16 protein-coding genes are annotated in these 23,341 nt (G+C 60.5%); 9 read left to right on the top strand and 7 right to left on the bottom strand.

What is annotated here, in order from left to right:
• Positions 1-6 precede the first annotated feature (6 nt).
• Entirely contained in the window at positions 7-1,644 is a 1,638-nt protein-coding gene (locus AD666_RS01500) for a 5-guanidino-2-oxopentanoate decarboxylase (protein ID WP_053146851.1), read from the bottom strand.
• 114 nt (positions 1,645-1,758) lie between these two features.
• Between AD666_RS01500 and AD666_RS01495 the strand changes: the two genes are divergently transcribed.
• On the top strand, positions 1,759-2,640 hold the full coding sequence (locus AD666_RS01495; RefSeq protein ID WP_053146849.1) for a LysR substrate-binding domain-containing protein: 882 nt from the start codon (positions 1,759-1,761) through the stop codon (positions 2,638-2,640).
• 78 nt (positions 2,641-2,718) lie between these two features.
• On the opposite strand, the gene AD666_RS01490 is transcribed toward AD666_RS01495, so the two are convergent.
• Entirely contained in the window at positions 2,719-3,738 is a 1,020-nt protein-coding gene (locus tag AD666_RS01490) for an alpha/beta fold hydrolase (protein WP_053146848.1), read from the bottom strand.
• A gap of 189 nt (positions 3,739-3,927) precedes the next feature.
• The gene (gene metE / locus AD666_RS01485; protein WP_053146846.1) at positions 3,928-6,240 is read right to left on the bottom strand and encodes a 5-methyltetrahydropteroyltriglutamate--homocysteine S-methyltransferase; all 2,313 of its coding nucleotides are present in this window, start codon (positions 6,238-6,240) and stop codon (positions 3,928-3,930) included.
• Between the two features lie 107 nt (positions 6,241-6,347).
• Between metE and metR the strand changes: the two genes are divergently transcribed.
• Positions 6,348-7,265, top strand: coding sequence for a transcriptional regulator MetR (metR, locus tag AD666_RS01480; RefSeq protein ID WP_053146844.1), 918 nt, complete (start codon positions 6,348-6,350; stop codon positions 7,263-7,265).
• 105 nt (positions 7,266-7,370) lie between these two features.
• Here the strand turns inward: metR and AD666_RS01475 are convergent, their stop codons facing one another.
• The 4 genes from AD666_RS01475 to AD666_RS01460 all read right to left on the bottom strand — a co-directional run bounded on the left by AD666_RS01475 (position 7,371) and on the right by AD666_RS01460 (position 10,446).
• On the bottom strand, positions 7,371-7,868 hold the full coding sequence (locus AD666_RS01475; protein WP_053146842.1) for a GNAT family N-acetyltransferase: 498 nt from the start codon (positions 7,866-7,868) through the stop codon (positions 7,371-7,373).
• Entirely contained in the window at positions 7,865-8,503 is a 639-nt protein-coding gene (locus AD666_RS01470) for a LysE family translocator (RefSeq protein ID WP_053146840.1), read from the bottom strand. The genes AD666_RS01475 and AD666_RS01470 overlap by 4 nt, the downstream gene beginning before the upstream one ends.
• A complete protein-coding gene (locus AD666_RS01465) occupies positions 8,500-8,934 on the bottom strand; it encodes an NUDIX domain-containing protein (protein WP_053146837.1) in 435 nt (144 codons plus the stop codon). Before AD666_RS01465 ends, AD666_RS01470 begins: the two co-directional genes overlap by 4 nt.
• A 144-nt stretch (positions 8,935-9,078) precedes the next feature.
• Positions 9,079-10,446, bottom strand: coding sequence for an HD domain-containing phosphohydrolase (locus AD666_RS01460; protein WP_053146835.1), 1,368 nt, complete (start codon positions 10,444-10,446; stop codon positions 9,079-9,081).
• Between the two features lie 229 nt (positions 10,447-10,675).
• On the opposite strand from AD666_RS01460, the gene AD666_RS01455 reads away from it, so the two are divergent.
• The 7 genes from AD666_RS01455 to bglX all read left to right on the top strand — a co-directional run bounded on the left by AD666_RS01455 (position 10,676) and on the right by bglX (position 23,341).
• Positions 10,676-12,973 carry an EAL domain-containing protein gene (locus AD666_RS01455; protein ID WP_053146832.1) on the top strand — a complete coding sequence of 766 codons (2,298 nt, stop codon included), beginning with the start codon at positions 10,676-10,678 and terminating at the stop codon, positions 12,971-12,973.
• Positions 12,970-14,844, top strand: a complete 1,875-nt coding sequence (locus AD666_RS01450) for a GGDEF and EAL domain-containing protein (protein ID WP_053146830.1) — start codon at positions 12,970-12,972, stop codon at positions 14,842-14,844. The genes AD666_RS01455 and AD666_RS01450 overlap by 4 nt, the downstream gene beginning before the upstream one ends.
• A 42-nt stretch (positions 14,845-14,886) precedes the next feature.
• Complete coding sequence (locus tag AD666_RS01445; protein ID WP_053146828.1) at positions 14,887-15,846, top strand: cytochrome-c peroxidase; 960 nt, start codon at positions 14,887-14,889, stop codon at positions 15,844-15,846.
• The gene (locus AD666_RS01440) at positions 15,843-17,645 is read left to right on the top strand and encodes a DAHL domain-containing protein (protein WP_053146820.1); all 1,803 of its coding nucleotides are present in this window, start codon (positions 15,843-15,845) and stop codon (positions 17,643-17,645) included. Before AD666_RS01445 ends, AD666_RS01440 begins: the two co-directional genes overlap by 4 nt.
• Positions 17,642-19,048, top strand: coding sequence for an ATP-binding protein (locus AD666_RS01435; protein WP_053146818.1), 1,407 nt, complete (start codon positions 17,642-17,644; stop codon positions 19,046-19,048). Before AD666_RS01440 ends, AD666_RS01435 begins: the two co-directional genes overlap by 4 nt.
• 329 nt (positions 19,049-19,377) lie before the next feature.
• Positions 19,378-21,024 (top strand): glucan biosynthesis protein, encoded by a 1,647-nt coding sequence (locus AD666_RS01430; protein WP_082339630.1) that lies wholly within the window; start codon positions 19,378-19,380, stop codon positions 21,022-21,024.
• Between the two features lie 4 nt (positions 21,025-21,028).
• Positions 21,029-23,341: a beta-glucosidase BglX gene (bglX, locus tag AD666_RS01425; RefSeq protein WP_053146816.1), complete on the top strand. Its 2,313-nt coding sequence runs from the start codon at positions 21,029-21,031 to the stop codon at positions 23,339-23,341.

The raw sequence follows: 23,341 nt of genomic DNA, 5'->3' as shown, positions 1-23,341 counted from the left end.
CCTGCCTCATCGTCGGATCGCCGCCATCCATCTCCCCTGATCGATTTCAATCAAGGTCGGCCCCTGGCGGTCGCTGGCGGCAAGTAGGGCAACGCGCAGGTGCTCCGCGTCGTCAACGGCTTGGGCCGCACATCCCAGGGCCTTCGCCACGCCGATGAAATCCGGGGTGTAGATGTCTACACCGACCGGTTCGATGGCGCGGTTGACCATGTACTTCCTGATTTCTTCGTAGCCCTGGTTATTCCAGAGCAGCACAATCACCGGCGTGCGTGCCTCCACGGCACTGGCCAGTTCCGGCAGGGTGAATTGCAGGCCGCCGTCGCCGATCAGGCACACGACTGGGGGACGCCCCTGGCCCTGGTCCGTGCCGCCGAGCCAGGCACCGATGGCGGCCGGCAACGCGTAGCCCAGGGTGCCGTAGCCGGTTGACGCATTGAACCAGCGGCGGGGCCGCTCAAGGTTGAAAGTCAGGTTGCCGGTGTACACCGGTTGGGTGGAATCTCCGACGAATACGGCGTCGGGCAGCGTTTGTAGAACGGTGTCGAGCAACAGGGTCTGGGCACGGGTCGGAGCATCCCAATCCCGTTCGAGCCCGGTGCGCAATCGCGCCACGCGAGTGCTTCCCCAATCGCCTTGGCGCACCGGCAATGACAGGCGGTTCAGCTCGGCCAACAAGGCCTGGGCGGCGGCGCGGGAATCTGCCACCAGCGCCAAGTGAGGCGGATAATTGCGCACGGTCTGGTCCGGGTCGATGTCGATGCGCAGCAGCGCACCGGGAATCTCGAAGCCACCGGCGAAGGTGACGTCATAGTCGGTCTCGGCCAGCTCGGTGCCGATGGCCAGCACCACATCGGCCTCGGCCACCAGCGCACGGGTGGCGACCAGGCTTTGGGTAGAGCCGATCAATAGCGGATGACGGGATGGCAACAGGCCCTTGGCGTTGATGGTCAGGGCCACCGGTGCGCCCAGATGCTCGGCCAGTCGGGTCAGTTCAGCCGCCGCGTCGATGGCGCCGCCACCGGCCAGGATCAACGGACGCCGGGCGCTTGCCAGCAGGTTAGCCATGGATGCGACGGCAGCCGGCGCGGCGCCGGCACGACTGACAGTCACCGGCGCACTGGCAAGCAAGGCATCTGCCTCTTCGACCAGCACGTCGAGCGGAATCTCGATATGCACCGGCCGCGGCCGTCCGGCCTGGAACAAGGCGAACGCCCTGGCCAACACAACCGGCAGCTCGGTGGCAGACATCAGGGTGTGGGAAAAAGCCGCAACGCCCCCCACCAGTGCGCTCTGGTTCGGCAATTCATGCAACTTGCCCCGACCGCCGCCCAATTGACTGCGGGATTGAACACTGGAGATCACCAGCATCGGGATCGAATCGGCATAGGCCTGGCCCATCGCGGTGGCAATATTGGTCATGCCAGGACCGGTGATAATGAAACACACACCCGGCTTGCCGCTGACCCGGGCGTATCCGTCGGCCATGAAACCGGCGCCCTGCTCATGGCGCGGTGTCACGTGATGGATGCTGGAGCGGGCCAGCCCGCGGTACAACTCGACCGTGTGCACGCCGGGAATGCCGAATACCTGCTCGACGCCATAACCTTCAAGTAACTTGACCAACACTTCGCCGCACGTTGCCATTGTGATTGCCTTCCCCTGCCTCGGATCGGCTTTATTGGAACGGGCAGGCCATAGCCGCAACAATCGATAAAAAGTCATACTTGCCATGTCTTCACGTCATGGCTCGACCGCACAATGAAACGCCTTCCCCCACTGCCGGCGCTGCATACCTTCCTGATTACGGCCCAGTGCTGCAATTTCACTCGGGCGGCTGAACATTTGCACATCACCCAGGGCGCGGTAAGCCGGCAAATTGCCGGGCTGGAGGCTCATCTGGGCTATACGCTGTTCCAGCGCCACGCACGGGGCTTGAGCCTGACGGCCGAGGGCCAGGCATGGCTGCCACGGGTCCAGCAGGTGTTCGGTTTGATCGACGAGGCGGTGGAACAGATCGGCGAGGAACGTCAGGTGCTGCAACTCAAGGCCCCGACCTGTGTGCTGCGCTGGTTGCTGCCGTGCCTGGTGCAATGGCAGAAGGAACGGCCGGATGTGCCCGTGGCGCTGACCACCACGATCAAGCATGGCGTCGACTTCCAACGCGAAGCCTTCGACGCCGCGGTGGTCTATGGGCCGCCGCCGGCTGTGTCCCTGGGGTCGGTGCATCTGTTCGATGAACAACTGACGCCCGTCTGCTCCCGTCCTTATCTGGAAGGCCCTGTGCCGCTGTGCTCAGCCGCCGACCTGCAACAGCACCTGCTGCTGCACCCCACGACGGATGAGCGTGACTGGACTACCTGGCTGGACGCTGCCCAAGTAAAACTGACGAACATCGGCAAGGGCCAGCACTTCGAAACCCTGGACCTGGCGATGTCCATGGCGTCCCAGGGCATGGGCGTGGCGATTGGCGACTGGTCGCTGATCGGCGAAGACCTGAACGCCGGACGGCTGGTGATGCCGTTCGAACTGAAGGTTCGGACCGGGATGGGCTATCACCTCGTCTATCCTCATAACGCCCCGATCACAAGCCCGTTGCGGGAACTCATCGAGTGGCTGGTGGCGCAGGCCCATATGCGGTAGCTGCCACATGCAAGCCTCTGAATCGTCTGCATCTCGAGCAAGCTTTGCTCCCACCAATCACCTCGCCATCGATGTGAGCTAGAGCAGATTAGGCACTTGCGCCGGCTCGACCTGCGCCCAGTGCGACGTGTCTTCGCGATGCTCGCGCAAATAGGGCAACACCGCCCCCAACAATGGTTCCTTGAACGCTTCCTGGAAGCGATGGGCCAGACCCGGTATCAGTTTCAACCGGCTGCCCCGGATATGCGCCGCCAGATGCACGCCGTGCATGACCGGTAATAAAGGGTCGGCGGTGCCATGGACCACGAGGGTCGGCACTTGCAGTTGGTTGAGCAACGCCACGCGGCTCGGCTCCGCCATGATCGCCATGATCTGCCGCTTCACGCCCTCTGGATTGAAAGCCCGGTCATAGGCCACGGCGGCCTGATGCAGTAGCGCCTGGCGATCGTCGATGACCATGGGGCTGCCCAGGGCGGCCAACAGATCGGCCTGCTGCTCCAGGGCCATTTCACGATTCGGCGCGCTGCGACGGGACAGCAATTGCACCAGCGCCTCGCTGGGCGCCGGCAAGCCTTGGGCACTGGAGCTGGTCATGATCAGGGTCAGGCTTTCGACCCGCCGCGGCGCCATGGCCGCCATGTGTTGGGCAATCATGCCGCCCATGCTCGCCCCCAGCACATGAAAGCGTTGCACCTGCAACGCGTCCATCAGTTCCAGTCCATCGTCGGCCATGTCGGTCAAGGTATAAGGCGCCGCCACGGGCAGCCCCAACTTGTAGCGCAAGGCTTCGAAGGTCAGGTTGGCGCTGCCGGGCGCCTGGCGCCAGGTGGACAAGCCTACGTCCCGATTGTCGTAGCGAATCACCCGGAAACCTTGCTCGCACAGGGCAACCACCACCTCATCGGGCCAATGAATCAATTGCCCCCCCAAGCCCATCACCAGCAACAACGCCGGATCGGAAGCACGTCCGATGCTCTGGTACGCCAGGCTCACCTGATCCAGATCGACCCGTTGGGTCGCGACATTCACATCACAACGAGACGCCGCCAAGGACGGCAGGCCGAACATCAAGACGGCCAGGAAAATGAACACACGCATGAAGAAACACCAAAACGCAGAACCCCAGTAGAGCGCGAGTCTGATGAAATTCGCTCAAGCGCGCTGCCACAGTTGCGTGACAGTTTGATGAAGATTGCCGAGTGGTTTCCCGAAGGGGACGGCTGTAGGAGCAAAGCTTGCTCCCACAGATGCAATCCAATTCCAGCTGAAGCCCGCTTAGAGGCGGGCTCAGGCCAGTTGAGCCCGCAACTGCCTTGCCGCCGCCACCATGTTCACCAGCGCCGCCTCGGTTTCCGGCCAGCCACGGGTCTTCAATCCACAGTCGGGGTTGACCCACAACTGTTCGGCAGGAATCCGTTTCACCGCCTTGCTCATCAACGCAACCATCTCGGCCGTGTCCGGTACCCGTGGCGAGTGGATGTCGTAGACGCCCGGGCCGATGTCGTTGGGGTAGTCGAACGCCTCGAAGGCATCGAGCAGTTCCATGTCCGAACGGGAGGTTTCGAGGGTGATGACATCGGCGTCCATGTCGGCGATGGCCTGGATCACGTCATTGAACTCGCTGTAGCACATATGGGTGTGGATCTGGGTTTCGTCGCGCACCCCCGATGCGCTCAGGCGGAAGGCTTGCACCGCCCAGTCGAGGTAGTCCTGCCATTGCCCGCGACGCAGCGGCAACCCTTCGCGGAATGCAGCCTCGTCGATCTGCACGATGCCGATTCCAGCGGCCTCCAGGTCCAGCACCTCGTCGCGCAGGGCCAGGGCCAGTTGCAGCGCCTGGACCCGCCGCGGCACGTCTTCCCGAGGGAACGACCACATCAGCATGGTCACGGGACCGGTGAGCATGCCCTTCATGACCTTGTCGGTCTGGCTTTGGGCGTAGCGGATCCAGTCGACGGTCATGGCTTTCGGCCGACTGATGTCGCCATAGATGATCGCCGGCTTCACACAACGCGAGCCATAGCTCTGGACCCAACCGAAACGGGTGAAGGCGTAGCCGTCCAATTGCTCGGCGAAGTATTCCACCATGTCATTGCGCTCGGCTTCGCCATGGACCAGCACATCCAGGCCCAGGCGTTCCTGGATCTGCACGGCGTGGCGAATCTCGGTGTGCATGGCGTCCTGGTAGTCATTGGCCGACAGCTTGCCCTGCTTGTAGGCCTGACGCGCCAGGCGAATGGCCGGTGTCTGTGGGAAGGAGCCGATGGTGGTGGTAGGAAAGGCCGGCAGTTTCAGCCGCGCACGCTGCTGTTCGATGCGTTGGGCAAACGGCGAGCGTCGCTGGGTGTCCTGGGGGCCGATTGCCTCGAGACGGGCCTGGACTTCGGGTTTGTGAATACGCGTCGAATCGGCACGACGGGCTCGCACGTCGCGACTTTCAGCCAGAACCCGGCGCACGCCGGGGGCCTGCGGGTCGTTCAACGCATCGCGCAGCACCGCCACTTCACCGCACTTCTGCACGGCAAAGGCCAGCCAACTCTTGAGTTCGGGGTCGAGGCGGTCTTCACGTTCCAGATCCACCGGGCTGTGCAACAGCGAGCAAGACGTGCTGACCCAAAGATTATCGCCAAAGCGTTCCTGGACCGGCTGCAACTGCGCCAGCGCCTGTTCCAGTTCGCAACGCCAGACGTTGCGGCCATTGACCAGGCCCACCGACAGGATCTTGTAGGTCGGCAGCCGATCCAGCACTTGGCCCAGTTGCTCCGGGGCACGCACGGCGTCGATGTGCAAACCGTCCACCGGCAGGCTCACAGCCAGACCGAGGTTGTCTTGCAGGCCGCTGAAGTAGGTCGCCACGAGTTTTTTCAGCGGCGAATACTGGAGGATGTGATAAGCCCGCTCGAAGGCGTTTTTCCAGGCCTGGGGCAGATCGAGGGTGAGGATCGGCTCGTCGATCTGCACCCACTCCACGCCCTGGGCCTTCAGGCGATTGAGGATTTCGCCATAGACCGGCAACAGGCGCTCCAACAGATCGAGTTTGTCGAATTCCTGCCCCTTGGCCTTGCCCAGCCACAAGTACGTCAACGGACCGATGATCACCGGTTTGACCTGATGCCCCAAGGCATGGGCCTCATCCACTTCCTCAAACAACTGCTCCCAACTCAGGGCAAAGGTCTGACCGACGGAAAACTCCGGGACCAGGTAGTGGTAGTTAGTGTCGAACCACTTGGTCAGTTCCTGGGCATGCCGGGCCTGGCCGTGATCGGCGTTGCAGCAGGCGACCGTGGCGCCACGGGCCATGGCGAACAGGGTTTCAAGGGTCGGTTGGCCCTGGGCATTCAATGTATTGCGAAAGCGCTCAGGGACGGCACCCAGGGCCAGCGTATGGCTGAGCACCTGGTCGTACCAGGCGAAATCCCCCACCGGCAGCAGGTCGATGCCGGCGTCTTTCTGCAATTGCCAGTGTCGGGCCCGCAGCTCGCGGCCCACCGCTTGTAACGCGGCCGCCGACAGATCGCCCTTCCAATAGGCTTCGAGGGCTTTTTTCAGTTCGCGATCGGCGCCGATGCGAGGAAAACCGAGGGTGTGGGCCAGGGCCATGGTATGCGTCCTCCTGTAAAAGATGACGCCATTGTCGACAGCCTGCACCACATGAGACAAACTCAACGTTTTCGTGTTGATCACAAGTTTTGCTCATGGAGACTCCGGTGCTTGAACTCCGTCACCTCAAGACCCTGCACGCCCTGCGCGAAGCCGACAGCCTGGTCGAAGCCGCCGAACGGCTGCACCTGACCCAGTCCGCACTTTCTCACCAGTTCAAGGAACTGGAAGAACGCCTGGGTATGCCGTTGTTCGTGCGCAAGACCAAGCCAGTTCGGTTCACCAGCGCCGGCCTGCGCCTGCTACAACTGGCCGACGCCACCTTGCCGTTGCTGCGCAGCGCCGAGCGTGACATTGCACGGCTGGCCGGCGGCACCGCCGGGCGCTTGCACATGGCGATCGAGTGCCACAGTTGCTTCCAATGGCTGATGCCCACCATCGATCAGTTTCGCGATGCGTGGCCGGAAGTCGAACTGGACCTGGCGTCGGGTTTCGCCTTCGCCCCGTTGCCGGCCCTGGCCCGTGGCGACCTGGACCTGGTGGTGACATCCGATCCACTGGACCTGACGGGCATCACTTACGTGCCGCTGTTCACTTACGAAGCCATGCTCGCCGTCGCCAACCAGCATCGGCTGGCGGGCAAACCGTACATCGTCCCCGAAGACCTGGTCAGCGAAACCTTGATCACCTATCCGGTGGAACGGGATCGATTGGACATCTTCACCCGCTTCCTGGAACCGGCCGACATCGAACCGGCCCAGGTCCGCACGTCCGAGCTGACGGTCATGATGATGCAGTTGGTGGCCAGCGGTCGTGGCGTCTGTGGCATGCCCCACTGGGCTCTGCATGAATACAGCTCGCGTGGTTATGTGAAAGCCAAGCGACTGGGAGAAAAAGGGTTATTCGCCACACTGTACGCGGCGGTGCGGACCGACATGCTCGACGCGCCGTATATGCGCGATTTCCTGCTCACGGCCAAGGACACGTCGTTCTCGACGCTGGATGGGGTCAGTGCGGTTCGGTAAGACCGTGGGAGCGGGCTTGCTCGCGAAGAGGGAGTGTCAATGATATAAATATCTGACCCACCGCCTTCGCGAGCAAGCCCGCTCCCACAGAGTACGGCGCAAGGATTAAAGCTCGCGCCACATAAGGACCTTGTCGAAGTACTCATCCCCCACGCGAATCGCCTGGGGCTCCAGGCCGTAGAGTGCGAAACCACAGCGCTGGTAGAGCCTGATGGCCGGGTCGTTGCCGGCGGTGACGGTCAGTTGCACCAATCGCAGGAAGGCATGGCGCCGGGCCTCGGCCAGCGCGGCCTCCAGCAGTTGCTGGCCAAGCCCACGGTGACGATGGGCATCGACGACATACATGCCGAACAGGGTCGCCTTGTGCCGGGCCTTTTCCCGAGGATCCAGGGCCAGGCCGACGATACCCGCCAGTTGATTCGCCTCGAATGCGCCCAATACCACGTCGAGACGGCTGGTCAGGCGAGATTCCCACCAGTTCATGGGCATGACCGCACGCTCCCTGACGCTGGACGTGAAGGCCTGCGGATGATGCTCATACGCCTGCAGCATCAACTCACGATAGGCCTGCACATCGCCAGCGCGCAGCCGTCGGATATTCACGCGGCCCGCCGTTGCTCAAGCATCATCCGCAACGCCAGCCCACCGAGCACCAACCCCATGAAATAGCGCTGGGCCGCCAGCCAGGTGGGGTTATGCACGAACCACGAAGCGATGCCGGCGGCAAACAGGGCAATCAGCAGGTTGACGCTGAAACTGACGCTGATCTGGGTCAGCCCCAGGATGACGCTCTGGGTGAACAACGAGCCGTGCTCCGGGCTGATGAACTGCGGGAACACCGACAGGTAGAACACCGCGATCTTCGGGTTCAAGGCGCTGGTGAGAAAGCCCATGGTGATCAACTTGCGTGTCGAGTCCGCGGGCAACTGTTGGGCCTGGAACGGCGAGCGCGCACCCGGTTTCACCGCTTGCCACGCCAGCCACAACAGGTACAGTGCACCGGCCCACTTGAGGATTTCATAGGCCATGGGCACCGCCAGGAACACCGCCGTCAACCCCGCGGCGGCGGCGAACATATGCACGAAGAACCCCGCCACCACGCCCAGCAGGGAGGTAACGCCGGCCTTGCGGCCCTGGCAGATCGAACGGGAGATCAGATAGATCATGTTCGGGCCGGGCGTGAGCACCATCAACAACGCGGCGGCGGCGAAAATCAACAGGTCCGGCAATGGAATCATGGGCAACAGTCCTTGAGCCTTGAATCGAGGCAGGTGGCTCGATAGAACGGCAGGATCACCTCACCTGTCAACGGCGCCAGGAAAAGACCGCCGTCACCGGTCGGGTCGATCCAGCGGACTTCTTCAATTTCAGCGGCGGGAGAAACCGAGACGTCGATGTTCAGCAGAAACACTTCAGCCTGCACGATAAAACCCGGCTCGTTGGCGGCCGGCGCGCTGAATGCGCCCAGATAGCGGGCCTGGGCCGGATCGATCAGCAGCCCGAGTTCTTCGTCCAGTTCACGGGCCAGGGCCTGCACCGGTTGTTCATGGGGCTCGATCTTGCCACCCGGTTGCATGAAAGCCCGGGTGCCGCGCTTGCGCACCAGCAGGGTGCGACCGTCCGGCCCGATCAACAGGGCGGCGGCGATGTGGATGAGGGAAGTGGTCATGAAGGGCCAACGTCATGGTGGAAAATGCCGGAGAGATTACAGACCGGACCGGCTGGCGCAAAGCCTCAAGGCCCGCACATAGCCTTGTGGGAGCCTTGCTCCCACAAGGCTCCCACAGGGACTGCAATGTCTGTCAAACAGCTCTCACCCCAACATCGGCTTCGGCGCCGAAGGGTCCTGTTCCTCTTCCGGAATCTTGACGAACACGCTGTACCGGGCACCTTCCATCGCTTCGAAGGCGATGAGTTTTTCCACCAGCGGGCCGCTCAGGATCTTGCCGGCATTGAGCAGCAGCATGCCGTTGTCGGCGTTGAGGTTGCGGGCCAGGACCATGCCTGCGGCCAGTTCGCGGGTGTTCATGACCTTCACCGTCGGGTCGGACAGAGTCACGTCTTCCAGGTATTCGCCACAGGCCTTGATGAAGTCCTCCACCATGTCCGGGTCATACAGCTTGCCGGCATATTTGCGGATATAGACCAGCGCTTCGTCGCTGTTCATCTGCCGTTCGAGAATCAAACCCCGCTGCAGCTCGATGAAGTCGACTGCCAGTTTCAACAGCCGCGACCCGAACGGAATGGCCTCGCCCTTGAGGTGATCGGGGAAACCGCTGCCGTCCCAGCGCTCCTGGTGATGGAGAATGATGCGCGCCGCATCTTTCATCGGGTCCAGGGTCATCAGCAGCGATTCGCTCTGCTTCGGATACCCGCGATACAGCTCGAGCTCGCTGTGGTGCAGCATGTCGGCCGGCGTGGTCATCATGTTGTCGGTCCAGCTCAACTTACCGATGTTGTACAGCGCCGCCGCCATGGTCAAGTCGCGGTCGGTGGACTCGTCGAGGAAATGCAGCCGGCTGTAGACCCGGATAAGCTCGATGATCTGCCGGTTGGTCTGCTTGGCCTTGGGCAGGCGCAGGTTGGCGATCAGCGAGAACACCTCGGTACCGGTCACATAACTGCGCTTGAGTTCCTCATAGGCCAGATCGAGCATGTCTGCGGTCTGCTGCAGCTCGGCGGTACGCGATGCCACGCGTTTTTCCAGAGTCGCATTGAGAGTCTTGAGCTGTTGATTCTGCTCGCGATTGAGCGCTTCGAGACGCTGGCGCTCGTTTTCCGAATGCTGGTGGGCCAGGGCCTGGCGCAGCGCCTGTACCAGTTCCTCGTCGTTCCAGGGTTTGCTGAGGTAGCGATAAAGCTGCCCCTCGTTGATGGCCTTGGTCATCATGTCCACATCGGCATAACCAGTGAGCAGGATGCGCAGGGTCGAGGGATACAGCTTGCGAATCTGTGCCAGCAGCGTGGCGCCATCCATGTTGGGCATGCGCGCATCGGTCATCACCAGATCGACTGGCCGCTCCTTGAGGATTTCCAGGGCCTTGGCCCCGCTGTCGGCCACCAGGATTTCATAGGGCTGGCTGCGTAACAAACGACGCAGGCTGTTGAGAATCGGCTCCTCGTCGTCGACCAGCAGCACTGTCGGCTTAGTGACCGGAACGTCCGGCGTTTTATCTTCCATTACTACCCCCTCCTCTAAACGACAACCGTTCTACCTCACCTCCGTAAAGACAGGCTAGTAGATTGCAAATATTTAGGCACGATTTGCCATCACTGACCGAGCGCATCCCGATGAGACGACTATGCTGTACCCCATGAAGGGCCAAGTACAGGCCGGAATACTCATGCCAGCGAAAGGGATATCAGATGTACCCACGGTTGCGTAGTCAGCATCGCCCCGGTGCACGGCCATGAGCCTGCCCCTGGACAAAGCCAATCGGCGAATTCTGATCGTCGACGACACCCAGACGATCCATGAGGATTTTCGCAAGATCCTCTGTCCCAATGCGCCCCCCGAAGATGGCTTGAGCAGCGCCGAAGAGGCCCTGTTCGGCGCACCGGTTGCCGTCTCCAGCCAGAGTTTCGAACTCGATTCGGCCTTCCAGGGCATGGAAGCTCTGAACAAGGTAGAGACGGCGCTGGAACAGGGGCAGCCTTATGCCATGGCCTTTATCGACATGCGCATGCCCCCCGGCTGGGATGGCCTGGAGACCATCGAACGGCTATGGCGCGTCGATCCCAAGCTGCAAGTGGCGCTGTGCACCGCTTATTCGGATTATTCCTGGGAAGACATCGCCGATCGCCTCGAATTGGGCGACCGCTTGCTCATCCTGAAAAAACCCTTCGATGCCATCGAGATCCGCCAGATGGCCAGTACCCTGACTGTCAAATGGCAGATGACCGAAGATGCCGCGCTGAAGATGGACATGCTCGAACAGGCGGTGGAAGAACGCACCCGCGAGCTGGCGGACGCCAACATTATCGTGCAGAACAGCCCGACGATCCTGTATCGCCTGCGGGGCGAGCCACCGTTCCCGCTGATGTACATCTCCCACAACATCACCAAGTTCGGTCATGTTGCGGCAGAACTGGTCAATTCGCCGGACTGGGCACAAGTGCTGATCCACCCCGACGACCAGCCCAAGGTCGACGAGGCCATGATTCGCGTGCTGGACCGTGACATGGCGGGAGCCTCCATCGAGTTTCGCATGCGCACCGGCGACGGTTCGTTCCGTTGGGTGGAGAACCGCTACATTCCGGTGCGCAACGAGCACGGTCTGCTACTGGAGGTGGAAGGCATCATCCTCGACATCACCGAACGCAAGCTGGCTGAGGAGAAGATCGCCCAACTGGCCCGCACCGACGGCCTGACCGGACTGGCCAACCGCGCTACCGTGATCGAGCGCCTGCACCAGGCGTTCGCCGCTGCGCGCCGGGGGGCGGCGCCCTTCGCAATGTTTTACCTGGACCTGGACCACTTCAAGCGGATCAATGACACCCTGGGCCATCCCATCGGCGACCTCTTGTTGCAGGAGGTCGCTGCGCGCATCAAGGGCTGCACCCGGGAAAACGACGTGGTGGCGCGCCTGGGCGGCGACGAGTTCGCGATCCTGCAACTGGATGTCCACGAACCGACTCAATGCGCCGCGCTGGCGGCCAAGATCCGCGACACCCTCGTGGCGCCCTACTCCCTGGACGGTAACGACGTGCGGATCTCCGTGAGCATCGGCATCGCCCTGTATACCCCCCAAAGCCTGAGCGCCGACAGCCTGATGGCGCAATCGGACATGGCCCTGTACCGATCCAAGGAAAAAGGTCGCAACCAGTACCATTTCCACAACGAGGAGATCAACCAGGAAGTCACGGACCGGGTCGCCCTCACCAACGACCTGCGCCAGGCCATCGAGAACAATGAACTGCAATTGCATTACCTGCCGGAAGTCGACCTGGGTACCGGGAAGATTCTGGGCATGGGTGTACAGGTACGCTGGAAGCACCCCGAACGGGGCTGGCTGGACCAGCCGGCGTTCATGCCGGCGGCGGAAAAAACCGGGCTTATCATTGCCCTTGGTCACTGGGTCCTGGACAAGGCCTGCCAGCAGATGCGCCAATGGCGCGACCAAGGCATGGCGCCCCCGGTAATCGCTATCGACCTGTCCCTGACCCAACTCAAGACCGGGCCGGAACTGATCTACGATGTCTTGCGCACCACCGCCCGCTGGGAACTGGCCCCCTGGGACCTGCGCTTCGACGTGACCGAAGCCACCCTGGCCCAGACCAAATGGACCCACAACGACGTGCTGCCACGCCTGTGTGAACTGGGCGTCCAGGTTGCCATCGACGATTTCGGAACCGAATATTCCTCGTTCGATTATCTCAAGACCTATCGGGTCAACCATCTCAAGCTCGCTCAGCGCCTGCTCGACAGTGCCAATGACGACCCCGACAACGCCACGACGTTGCGGGCGATCATCAACTTTGCCCGGGATGTGGGCATTGGCATCATCGCCGAAGGGGTCGAGACCCATGAGCAGCGCGCCACACTGATGTCCAGCGGCAGCGGCGCACCGATATTGGCCCAGGGGCATTACTTCAGCACGGCGGTCGATAGCGGCCAGGCCGCCGAACTGCTCAAGGCCGGGACCATCGTGCCCGTGACGGATCACTGGACCCGCCCCGCTAGCCAGCTATCGGAGAGTAACCCATGAACCCCATGTCGGTACCTGCCAACCGAAGAATTCTGGTGGTGGACGACACACCGGCGATCCACCAGGATTTTCGCAAGATCCTCAGCCCCAGTGCCGGCAGCGATGACTCGCTGGACGACACCGAGAGCCTGCTGTTCGGTACCCCCCAGGTCAGTCGGTTGCAATTTCAGATCGACTCGGCCTATCAGGGCGAAGAAGCGTTGGAACTGGTCAAGCGCGCCCAGGCCGAAGGCCAGCCCTATGCGATGGTGTTCGCTGATATGCGCATGCCGCCGGGCTGGGACGGCCTGCAAACCATCGAGCGGCTGTGGAAGGTCGATCCGCGACTGCAGATCGCCTTGTGCACAGCCTTCTCGGACTACACCTGGGAAACCATGTCCGAACGCATCGAGTTCGACGACCAGTTGCTGATTCTCAAGAAACCGTTCGACACGCTGGAAATCCGCCAGATGGCCAGCGCCATGACCTGGAAATGGCAACTGGCTCAGGACGCGGCGAGAAAAATGCGCAGCCTGGAGCGCACAATCGAAGAGCGGGTTCAGGAACTGCTGAAGGTGTCCCACCTGCTGCAGTACGACGTGCTCACCGAACTGCCCAACAGCATGTTGCTGGGTGATCGACTGACGCAGGCCATGGCCCAGTGCCGTCGGCATGATCGACAACTGGCGGTGATGTTCCTCGGCCTGGATCGCTTCAAGCGCATCAACAACGCGCTGGGTCACCCGGTCGGCGATGAAATGCTCAAGCGCGTGGCCCGGGCATTGGCGACGGTGGTTCGAGAATCCGACTCGGTGTTTCGTTATGGTTCCGATGAGTTCGTGGTCGTGCTCGGAGACATCATCGATCCGCAGCAAACAAAAGGCGTGGCGGAAAAACTGCTGGCAGCCGTCAGCTCCCCCCAACCGATCGACGGCCATGACCTGACCGTCACCGCCAGCCTGGGCGTAAGCATGTATCCGACCGACGGTTTCGACGCGGTGGCGCTGATCAAGAAAGCCGAGACGGCGATGCGTAACGTCAAGGAAAACGGCCCCAACGATTACCGTTTCTTCACCGAAGACATGAACCGGCGGGCCCGGCAGCAACAGACCATCGAGTCCGGCCTGCGACTGGCCCTGCAACGCAAGGAATTCGTGCTGCATTACCAGCCCAAGCTGGACCTGCGCAGCGGCAAAGTAGTGGGCGTCGAGGCGCTGGTGCGCTGGGACCGGCCCGGTCACGGACTGGTCTATCCCTCGGACTTCATCCCCGTGGCCGAGGACAGCGGTCTGATCGTACCGCTGAGCCAATGGGTGCTCCAGGAAGCCTGCCAGCAGGCCCGTAGCTGGCAGGCCCAGGGCATGCGAGCGCTGTACCTGTCGGTGAACATCTCGGCCATCGACTTCCGTCAACGCGGCTTCGTCGAAGGCATCGCCCGCACCCTCAAGGAAACCGGGTTGGACCCGACACAGTTAGAACTGGAGATTACTGAAAGCGTGCTGATGCAGAACATCGACACCACCGTTGCCGTCCTCAAGGCCATCAAGCAACTGGGCATACGGTTGGCCATCGACGATTTCGGCACCGGTTATTCGAGCTTGAGCTACTTGCAGAAGTTTCCAGTGGATGTTTTGAAGATCGACCAGTCGTTCGTCGGTGACCTGAGCATCGACAGCAACGACGCCAAACTGGTAAGCACCATCATCAGCCTGGGCAAGAGCCTGAACCTGCATATCATCGCCGAAGGTGTGGAAACCCTGGAGCAGCTGGAATTCCTCAAGCTTCATCAATGCGAGGAGGCCCAAGGATATTACTTCAGCAAGGCCGTGGAGCCGCAGGCTTTTGTCCAATGGATGACCGAGTGGGAACAACGTCCAAACCCGTTTTCGTGAACTGCCAGGCCCTATCAACCAAAAGATTCAAGGAAGCATCCAATGGCGTCATCAGGACTGTTATTGGCTCTAGGCCTGTTCATCGGGTTAAGCGTGACCGCTCACGCCGCGCCACTGGACGAACCCCTCAAACCGCTGCCAGCCGTTCCGGCCCTGGACCCCAAGCGTGTCCAGTTGGGCCAGCGGCTGTTTTTCGACCCACGGCTGTCGGTCAATAACACCCTGTCCTGCGCCAGTTGCCATCGCCTGGACAAGGGCGGTGCCGACGACAAAGCCTTTTCCCTGGGCTTCGATGGCAAGCCGGTCGAAGTCAACACGCCTACCGTATTCAATGCCAGCCTGAACTTCCACCAGTTCTGGGATGGCCGCGCCGACACCCTGGAAGAACAAGTGCACGTGGTCGTCACCAGCCCCACGGAGATGGGCAGCACTTGGGAAACCGTGGTCAAGCGCATCGCCGATGATCCGGGTTATGCCAAGGACTTCTCCGCCGCCTACCCCGACGGGGTCACCAAGCCCAATATCCAGGGCGCCCTGGCCGATTTCGAACGTACCCTGCTGACGCCCAACTCGCGCTTCGACCAATACCTGCTGGGTAACACCGACATCCTGACGCCCCGGGAAAAATTCGGTTACCAGCGTTTCAAGGAGTACGGCTGTATCGCTTGCCACCAGGGCGTGAACATCGGCGGCAACATGTTTCAGAAATTCGGCGTCATGGGCGACTACATTGGCGACCGGGGCAACCCGACCCGGGCCGACGAAGGCCGTTTCAACGTTACGGGCGATGAGGCCGACCGCCAGGTCTTCAAGGTGCCGAGCCTGCGCAACGTGGCCCTCACCGCACCGTATTTCCATGGCGGGTCGGCGCCGACCCTGGAGCGCGCGGTGGAGGTGATGTTCAGGTACCAGTTGGGGCGTGAGCCCCTGAAGAACGATACCGAGCTGATCGTCGAATTCCTCAAGACCCTCACTGGCGAATGGGAGGGCAAGCCATTATGAGCGCCCTTCGTCGCTTCGGCCTGCTGCTCGTCGGCCTCCTGCTCGCCTCGGTCCTGTTGTTCATGTACGTCAACTCCAGCCAGCAGCAGGCCGCCTCGTACATTGAATCCCGGGACCTGATCCGCCTGCTCAAACAGCAGGACGCCATCTGGGACAACGAAGTGCTCAAGTCGCGGATCGCCCTGAGCCACAACTACGATCCGCTGGTTTCCCCCCTGCATGAAATGGCGCGCCTGTGGCAGCGACTCGATGCCATTGAATCGGAGCCGGGTCGCCACGCGCCAACGTTGTGGGAGGCCCGGCGCGATGAATACCTCAAGGCGGTCAAGGAAAAGACCCGACTGGTGGAGCAATTCAAATCCCACAATGCAGTGCTGCGTAACTCCCTGGCGTTCCTGCCGACCGCCGAGGACGATATCCAGGCTGAGTTCGCACGACTGTCCGACGACGACAAACTGCAATTGCAAAGCGTCGCCATCGACACTTACGACCTGCTGCTCAGCAGCATGGAGTTCTCCCAGCTCACCACTCGCGAAACAGCGGCGGAAGTGCTCTTGGGCCTGAACCGGCTCGATGTCAACAGGGAGCGCTTGCCATTGGGACTTCACGGTCCTATCAACATCCTCAGCCGGCACATCGCTCTGATCCTGCGCGAACAACCGCAGGTCAACGACTTGCTGGCAGCCATCGAGGCAGTCCCCGTGTCGGATCACCTGGATACCATCACCAACCTGTTGGAGAAAGATCAGGAAATAGCGGCCAGCAAATACCAACGCAACCACATTTACCTGTTGGTATTCGCCACTCTCCTGGCGCTGTTGTTGATCTGGCTGGCGATCCGGCTGGTGCGTAGCTTCGCCGAGATCAAGCGGGTCAACAACGCCCTGCAGACTGCCAACGATGAACTGGAGCAACGAGTCGAAGAGCGCACCCGCCAGCTCAAGGATACCCAGAGCGAATTGATGGATACCGCCCGCCAGGCCGGTATGGCGGAAATCGCGACCAATGTGTTGCACAACGTCGGCAACGTACTCAACAGCGTGAACATCTCCGCCGACCTGGTCAGTCGTAAACTGCGCAGCAGCAAAAGCCAGGGGTTGGGCAAGGCGATGCAATTGATCAACGAACACACCAGCGACCTGGGGCGTTTCCTCACCGAGGACGAAAAAGGCAAGCTGCTGCCCGGATACCTCAATCAACTGGTGGAAGCCATGGCAGTCGAGCAACAGGGCCTGATCGACGAGCTGGCGCAGTTGAGCAAAAGCGTGGATCACATCAAGGACATCGTCTCCACGCAGCAATCCTATGCCGGCGCCAACTCGCTGATGGAGCCGCTGACGGTCAGCGAACTGCTCGAGGACGCCCTGCGCATGAACTCCGGCGCCCTGACCCGTCACCATGTGACGGTGATCAAGGAATACGGCGACATTCCCAGGATCATGGGCGACAAGCACCGCCTGCTGCTGATCCTGATCAACCTGATCAGCAACGCCAAATACGCCATGGCCGGCGTGTCCAATCATGCACGGAACATGACCCTCAGCGCCGCGGTCGTAGATAGCGAGACCCTGCAGATCAGCGTCAAGGACGAAGGTGAAGGCATCCCGGCGGAAAACATGACCCGCATCTTCGCCCATGGTTTTACCACTCGCAAGGAAGGCCATGGGTTCGGCCTGCACAGCTGCGCATTGGCCGCCATTGAAATGAACGGCCACCTCACCGCTCACAGTGACGGGCCGGGCACGGGGGCAACGTTCGTGCTGCAAGTGCCGCTGAAACTCGCGGAAGGTGAGCCATGAACAACCTGAGCAATCGGCGCATCCTGCTGATCGACGATACACCTGCCATCCATGATGATTTCCGCAAGATCCTCACCCCGGAGGAGGATAGCAATACAGACCTGCAAGACATGGAAAGCGCCCTGTTCGGCGAGGCACCGAAGCCTTCCGGGCCGGTATTCGAGCTCGACTCGGCCTATGGCGGCCAGGAAGGCCTGAGCAAACTGCTTGAAGCGCTCGACAAGGACCGTCCTTATGCCCTGGCCTTCGTCGACATGCGCATGCCCGAAGGCTGGGACGGCGCCCGGACCATCGAAGAACTCTGGAAGCGCGATCCGCAATTACAGGTAGTGGTCTGCACCGCCTATTCGGATTATTCCTGGGATGAATTGCTGGACCGCTTGAAGGGTCATGACCGGCTGCTGATTCTGAAGAAGCCCTTCGACAACATCGAAGTCCAGCAAATGGCCAATACCCTGACCACCAAATGGGAAATGACCTTCCGCGCCCAGCTGAAGATGAACAAGCTCGAAGAGCTGGTGGAACAACGGACCCAGGCGTTCAAGCAGGCCAGCTCCCTGCTGCAGATGGAAATCGACGAACGCAAGATGTTGGAAACCCAGTTGGTGCAATCGGAAAAACTCGCCTCCCTGGGCCAGCTGGCAGCCGGGGTCGCCCATGAAATCAATAACCCGATCGGTTTCATTTCTTCCAACCTGGGGGCGCTGGACGGCTATTTCGGAAAACTGGGAGAAATGCTCGAGGCTTACGGCAGTGCCGAAGAAGCCATCGCCTCGCCGGAAACGGTGGTGCGCCTGACGAAGCTGCGCGAACAGGTCGAACTGGACTTCCTGGTCGAGGACATTCCCGTGCTGATCAAGGAATCCAAGGACGGCATCGCCCGGGTCGGGCAGATCGTGAAGGACTTGAAGGACTTCTCCCGCGTCGACTCCAATCAGGAATGGCAGATGGCGAATTTGCAACAGGGCATGGATTCGACCCTGAACATCGTCGCCAACGAGATCAAGTACAAGGCCGACGTGATCAAGGAATACTCGCCATTGCCGGAAGTCGAATGCCTGCCCTCGCAGATCAACCAGGTAATCATGAACCTGATCGTCAATGCCGCCCAGGCCATCGGCCCGGAGCGCGGCACCATTACCCTGCGCAATGGCGTGGAAGGTGACAAGGTGTGGATCGAAGTGGCCGACACCGGCTCGGGCATACCGCCGGAAACGCTGCAAAAGATCTTCGACCCGTTCTTCACCACCAAGCCCATCGGCCAAGGGACGGGGCTTGGGCTTTCGCTGTCTTATGGGATCGTGAAGAAGCATAACGGCGAGATCACCGTGCGCAGCGAAGTGGGCGTGGGGACGACGTTCCGTGTGGAGTTGCCGATTCGACAGATGAAATTGGCGGGGTGAGCCTGGACGAGGATCATTTTGCAGCAAGGCTCCCTCGCCACAGATTAGATCCCTCAGCCAGGTAAACTCCCTCGTTGCGCTCATCAACAGTCGTCCAGCGTTTTGTCGCGCCACAGCGCGTTTTCCACCCCCATCGAATTGATGAACTTGGCTTGAGCACGCACTCACACTCAAGTCTCTCGACCATTAGCCAGAGCGCCCAGCTGCCCTATCATGGAAGGTGACTGAACCTCAAAAGACTGTCAGCACCTGTCAAGTCTGACAGTAGACGACAACTCCCCGTCGATTGAACATCCCTGGCAGATTGTTCACTATTCAGGGCGGTCGTTATGTTGAATCGGCGGGAACTGGTCAGTTTTGCATCGCTTTACGCGGCACTCGCCTCGTTGAACGTTCCTGCAGCGGTTGTGGCCGATGCTGCAACATCCAACGAGGGCGTTCGCTTAACGTTCGACACCCTGGTCTCGCTTGCCGAAGAGACGGCATTGAAGCCGTACGTGCGCCCCACTACACCGACTGATGCCTCTCTATCGAAAATCGACTACGAAGCCTTGGGCCATATCCGGTTCGACCCCACTCGTGCCCTTTTCTCCAACGGCCCAGGCAAATACCCCATCACATTCTTCCATATGGGCAAATTCTTTCGCGTCCCGGTCAAGATGCATGTCATCACCAAAGGCATCGCCCATCCGATCATTTACGACAAGACACTGTTCACCATGCCTGCCGACAGCCCGGCCCAGGCACTCGCACCCGACAGCGGCTTTGCCGGGTTTCGCCTGCAGGAAAACCGCCTGGAGGATCAGAAGAAACTCGATTGGAAGCAAAATGACTGGGTAGCTTTTTTAGGCGCCTCCTATTTTCGAGCCATTGGCGAACAGTACCAGTACGGCATTTCAGCGCGGGGTATAGCGCTAGACGTGGCCCAGGCGGACAAGGCTGAAGAGTTTCCGGACTTCACCCACTTCTGGTTCGAGACACCAATTGATAACCGACAGCCAACCATGACGCTGTATGCGTTGCTCGACGGTCGCAGCTTGTGCGGTGCTTATCGCTTTGTGGTCAACCGCACCAAGGGAGTGGTGATGGATATCGAGGCCGCATTGTTTCTACGCCAAGGCGTTGACCGCTTCGGTATCGCCCCGCTGACGTCCATGCATTGGTTCGATGAAACAGCCAAGCGTACGGCTATCGACTGGCGCCCGGAGGTTCATGATTCCGATGGATTAGCCCTGTGGACAGGAACAGGTGAGCGCATCTGGCGGCCGCTCAACAATCCCGCGCGAACCATGGCCTCGGCATTCTCAGACAACAACCCACGAGGTTTCGGACTGCTTCAACGGGATAGATCCTTCGACCACTACCTGGACGGAGTCAATTATCAGCGCCGCCCCAGCGTATGGGTCGAGCCTTTGGAAAACTGGGGCGAAGGCAGTGTTCAACTGGTGGAAATCCCGACCGACGATGAAATACATGACAACATCGTCGCGATGTGGGTGCCCAAGGAACCTGCCGAGGCAGGTCAGCAGTACCGTCTGAAATATCGGTTGCACTGGCTCAGCGACGAGCCTTACCCCACGGATCTGGCGCGCTGCGTAGCGACCCGCCTTGGGAACGGAGGCCTTCCGGGCCAGCCACGTCCCAAGGGTGTACGTAAATTCGTTGTGGAATTCACCGGCGCGCCTCTGGAGAAGCTCGCCTTCGGCGTGCGACCCGAGGCCGTGCTCTGGTCGTCCAGGGGCACGTTTTCGAATGTGTTTACCGAGCCTGTACCCAATGACGTCGCGGGCCACTGGCGTGCTCAATTCGATTTGACCGCCGAGGGGAATGAGCCTGTCGAAATGCGCCTGTATCTGCGCCAGGGAGAAATGACGCTCTCCGAATCCTGGCTTTATCAATACCACCCTTTCAACCCAGTACCAGGCGCCTTGGCACAGCCCGCCCCACACCGCTCAACGTCGGTATCGAAGGCTTGATGCAATGAACTTTGTGCGCGTTACCACAGCAGCGATGCTGGGTACATTGATCGCCGTTTGCTGGTTTCACTCCACGGCTCGAGCTGGCGAGCAATCCGGGAAACAGCAGGAAGATGCCGCTTTTATCGAACGACTGATCAGCCAAATGACTCTCGAGGAAAAGGCTGGACAGTTGACGCAGTTGGGCATGCTAGTCACCCCTACAGGGCCAGTCGTGGACAATAAAGGTCAGAAACCCATCGGTATTGCTGAAGTCGGCTCACTGCTGGGTGTATATGGCGCCGAAGTCACCCGCAGGCTGCAACGCGAAGCCATACAGGGTTCACGCCTGCATATTCCACTCTTGTTCTCCCACGACGTGATTCATGGCTTTCGTACGGTGTTTCCCACACCGTTGGCTGAGGCGTCGGCCTGGGATACGGATCTGTCACAACGAACCGCCAGGGCTGCAGCCGTTGAGGCAACTGCCAGCGGCTTGCATTGGACCTACGCCCCAATGGTTGATATCGCACGGGATCCGCGCTGGGGACGGGTCATCGAAGGATCGGGCGAGGACCCTTTTCTCGGCGCGACATTGGCGGCCGCCCGAGTGCGTGGTTTTCATGGCAAGGGTTTTCCCGACACCTCGACAATTCTGTCTACCGCAAAGCACTTTGTCGGTTACGGCGCTGCGGAAGGAGGCCGTGACTACAACATATCGGAGATGTCCCAGCGAACCTTGGAGGAAGTCTACCTGCCACCCTTTCGTGCCGCCGTAGAAGCCGGCGTAGACACGATCATGGCCGGCTTCAATGAAATAGACAGCACCCCGATGCACGCCAACCGAATGTTACTCAAGGACAAATTACGCGACGAGTGGGGATTCCAGGGACCGATCATCAGCGACTTCAACGGCGTCAGCGAACTCATGCAGCACGGCGTGGCCTCCACCACTCAAGAGGCCACTCGACGGGCCTTTAACGCCACGATCGATATCAACATGGCCAGCGCAGACTATGCCACCGAATTACCTGCCCTGGTGCGTAGCGGCCAATTACCGCAGTCGCTTATCGACGATGCGGTGCGACGTGTGCTTCAGACCAAGCAGCGGTTGGGCTTGTTCGATGACCCGTATCGTTACAGCGATACAACCCGCGAGAAAGCTCTGACATCGATGCCTCGAACGCGTGCCCTGGCACGAGAAGCCGGACAAAAATCCATCGTGCTATTGAAAAACGAAGGTGCATTGCTCCCGCTGCCAAAGAATCTGCGCAAGCTCGTCGTGGTCGGGGCCCTGGCGAACGACGCTCAATCCACTCTAAGCTTCTGGTCCGCCGCCGGTCGTGCCGAGGAATCGATTACGGTACTGGAGGGAATAAAACGTGCCGTAGCGCCCGGAACCCACGTTGTCTACGCCTCTGGTGCTTCTCCCGAAAGCCTCGATACCTCCGGAATCGACGAGGCGCGACGTGCCGTCAACGATGCCGACGCAGTGGTTGCCGTACTCGGTGAAACGGCTGACATGAGCGGGGAGGCGCGTAGCCGTGCCTCCCTCGACCTGCCTGGCGCACAGAACGCGCTTGTGGCCCAGTTGCACAGTACCGGCAAACCGATAGTCGTCATCCTCATGAACGGCCGCCCGCTGGCTATACCGACGGTGGACAAACAGGTGCCCGCCATCCTCGAGGCCTGGTTCCTGGGATCCGAAATGGGGCATGCCGTGGCCGATGTGTTGTTTGGGGACGTTAACCCCAGTGGCAAGCTTCCTATCACGTTTCCGCGCACGGTCGGACAGATCCCCCTTTACCATGCGCATAAAAACACCGGGAGACCACCGGATAAGGCCAATGTTTATACCTCCAAGTACCTTGACGAAGAATGGACCCCCCTCTACCCATTTGGTTACGGTTTGAGTTACACCACGTTCACTTATGGAGTGCCGAAGCTCAGTCAGCGGCAGTTGACCTTCGATGAAACGCTTACCGTCGAGGTGGAAGTCCACAACAGCGGCCAACGAACCGGTGATGAAACAGTCCAGCTGTACTTACGCCAAGATGTTGCGACCATCACTCGTCCGGTTCGGACACTGCGCGGTTTTTCCAAGGTTCGACTCGCTCCGGGTGAAACGAAGACCGTTAAATTTCTGTTGGATCAGGATGATCTGGCATTACTGGGCGATAAACTTCTACGGTTCGTTGAAATGGGCACGTACCAGGTATTCGTCGGCGGCAACTCCAGCACTGACAATGGGGCCAGCTTTGAAGTCATGACGAGTGCGCAACTGCCGGAGCGCTACCCAGCCATTCCACACTTGCCGCACGAAAGTGCCCAACGCTGA

Source organism: Pseudomonas sp. Pf153 (assembly GCF_001269775.1).
GTDB classification, from domain to species: Bacteria; Pseudomonadota; Gammaproteobacteria; order Pseudomonadales; family Pseudomonadaceae; genus Aquipseudomonas; species Aquipseudomonas uvaldensis.
This window is presented reverse-complemented; position numbering and strand designations above follow the sequence as displayed.

Bases quoted from the DNA above. Each gene is read 5' to 3' on its own strand.
- AD666_RS01500 (WP_053146851.1), bottom strand. From the start codon at position 1,644: ATGGCAACGTGCGGCGAAGTGTTGGTCAAGTTACTTGAAGGTTATGGC.
- AD666_RS01495 (WP_053146849.1), top strand. From the start codon at position 1,759: ATGAAACGCCTTCCCCCACTGCCGGCGCTGCATACCTTCCTGATTACG.
- AD666_RS01490 (WP_053146848.1), bottom strand. From the start codon at position 3,738: ATGCGTGTGTTCATTTTCCTGGCCGTCTTGATGTTCGGCCTGCCGTCC.
- metE (WP_053146846.1), bottom strand. From the start codon at position 6,240: ATGGCCCTGGCCCACACCCTCGGTTTTCCTCGCATCGGCGCCGATCGC.
- AD666_RS01470 (WP_053146840.1), bottom strand. From the start codon at position 8,503: ATGATTCCATTGCCGGACCTGTTGATTTTCGCCGCCGCCGCGTTGTTG.
- AD666_RS01465 (WP_053146837.1), bottom strand. From the start codon at position 8,934: ATGACCACTTCCCTCATCCACATCGCCGCCGCCCTGTTGATCGGGCCG.
- AD666_RS01460 (WP_053146835.1), bottom strand. From the start codon at position 10,446: ATGGAAGATAAAACGCCGGACGTTCCGGTCACTAAGCCGACAGTGCTG.
- AD666_RS01455 (WP_053146832.1), top strand. From the start codon at position 10,676: ATGAGCCTGCCCCTGGACAAAGCCAATCGGCGAATTCTGATCGTCGAC.
- AD666_RS01450 (WP_053146830.1), top strand. From the start codon at position 12,970: ATGAACCCCATGTCGGTACCTGCCAACCGAAGAATTCTGGTGGTGGAC.
- AD666_RS01445 (WP_053146828.1), top strand. From the start codon at position 14,887: ATGGCGTCATCAGGACTGTTATTGGCTCTAGGCCTGTTCATCGGGTTA.
- AD666_RS01440 (WP_053146820.1), top strand. From the start codon at position 15,843: ATGAGCGCCCTTCGTCGCTTCGGCCTGCTGCTCGTCGGCCTCCTGCTC.
- AD666_RS01435 (WP_053146818.1), top strand. From the start codon at position 17,642: ATGAACAACCTGAGCAATCGGCGCATCCTGCTGATCGACGATACACCT.
- AD666_RS01430 (WP_082339630.1), top strand. From the start codon at position 19,378: ATGTTGAATCGGCGGGAACTGGTCAGTTTTGCATCGCTTTACGCGGCA.
- bglX (WP_053146816.1), top strand. From the start codon at position 21,029: ATGAACTTTGTGCGCGTTACCACAGCAGCGATGCTGGGTACATTGATC.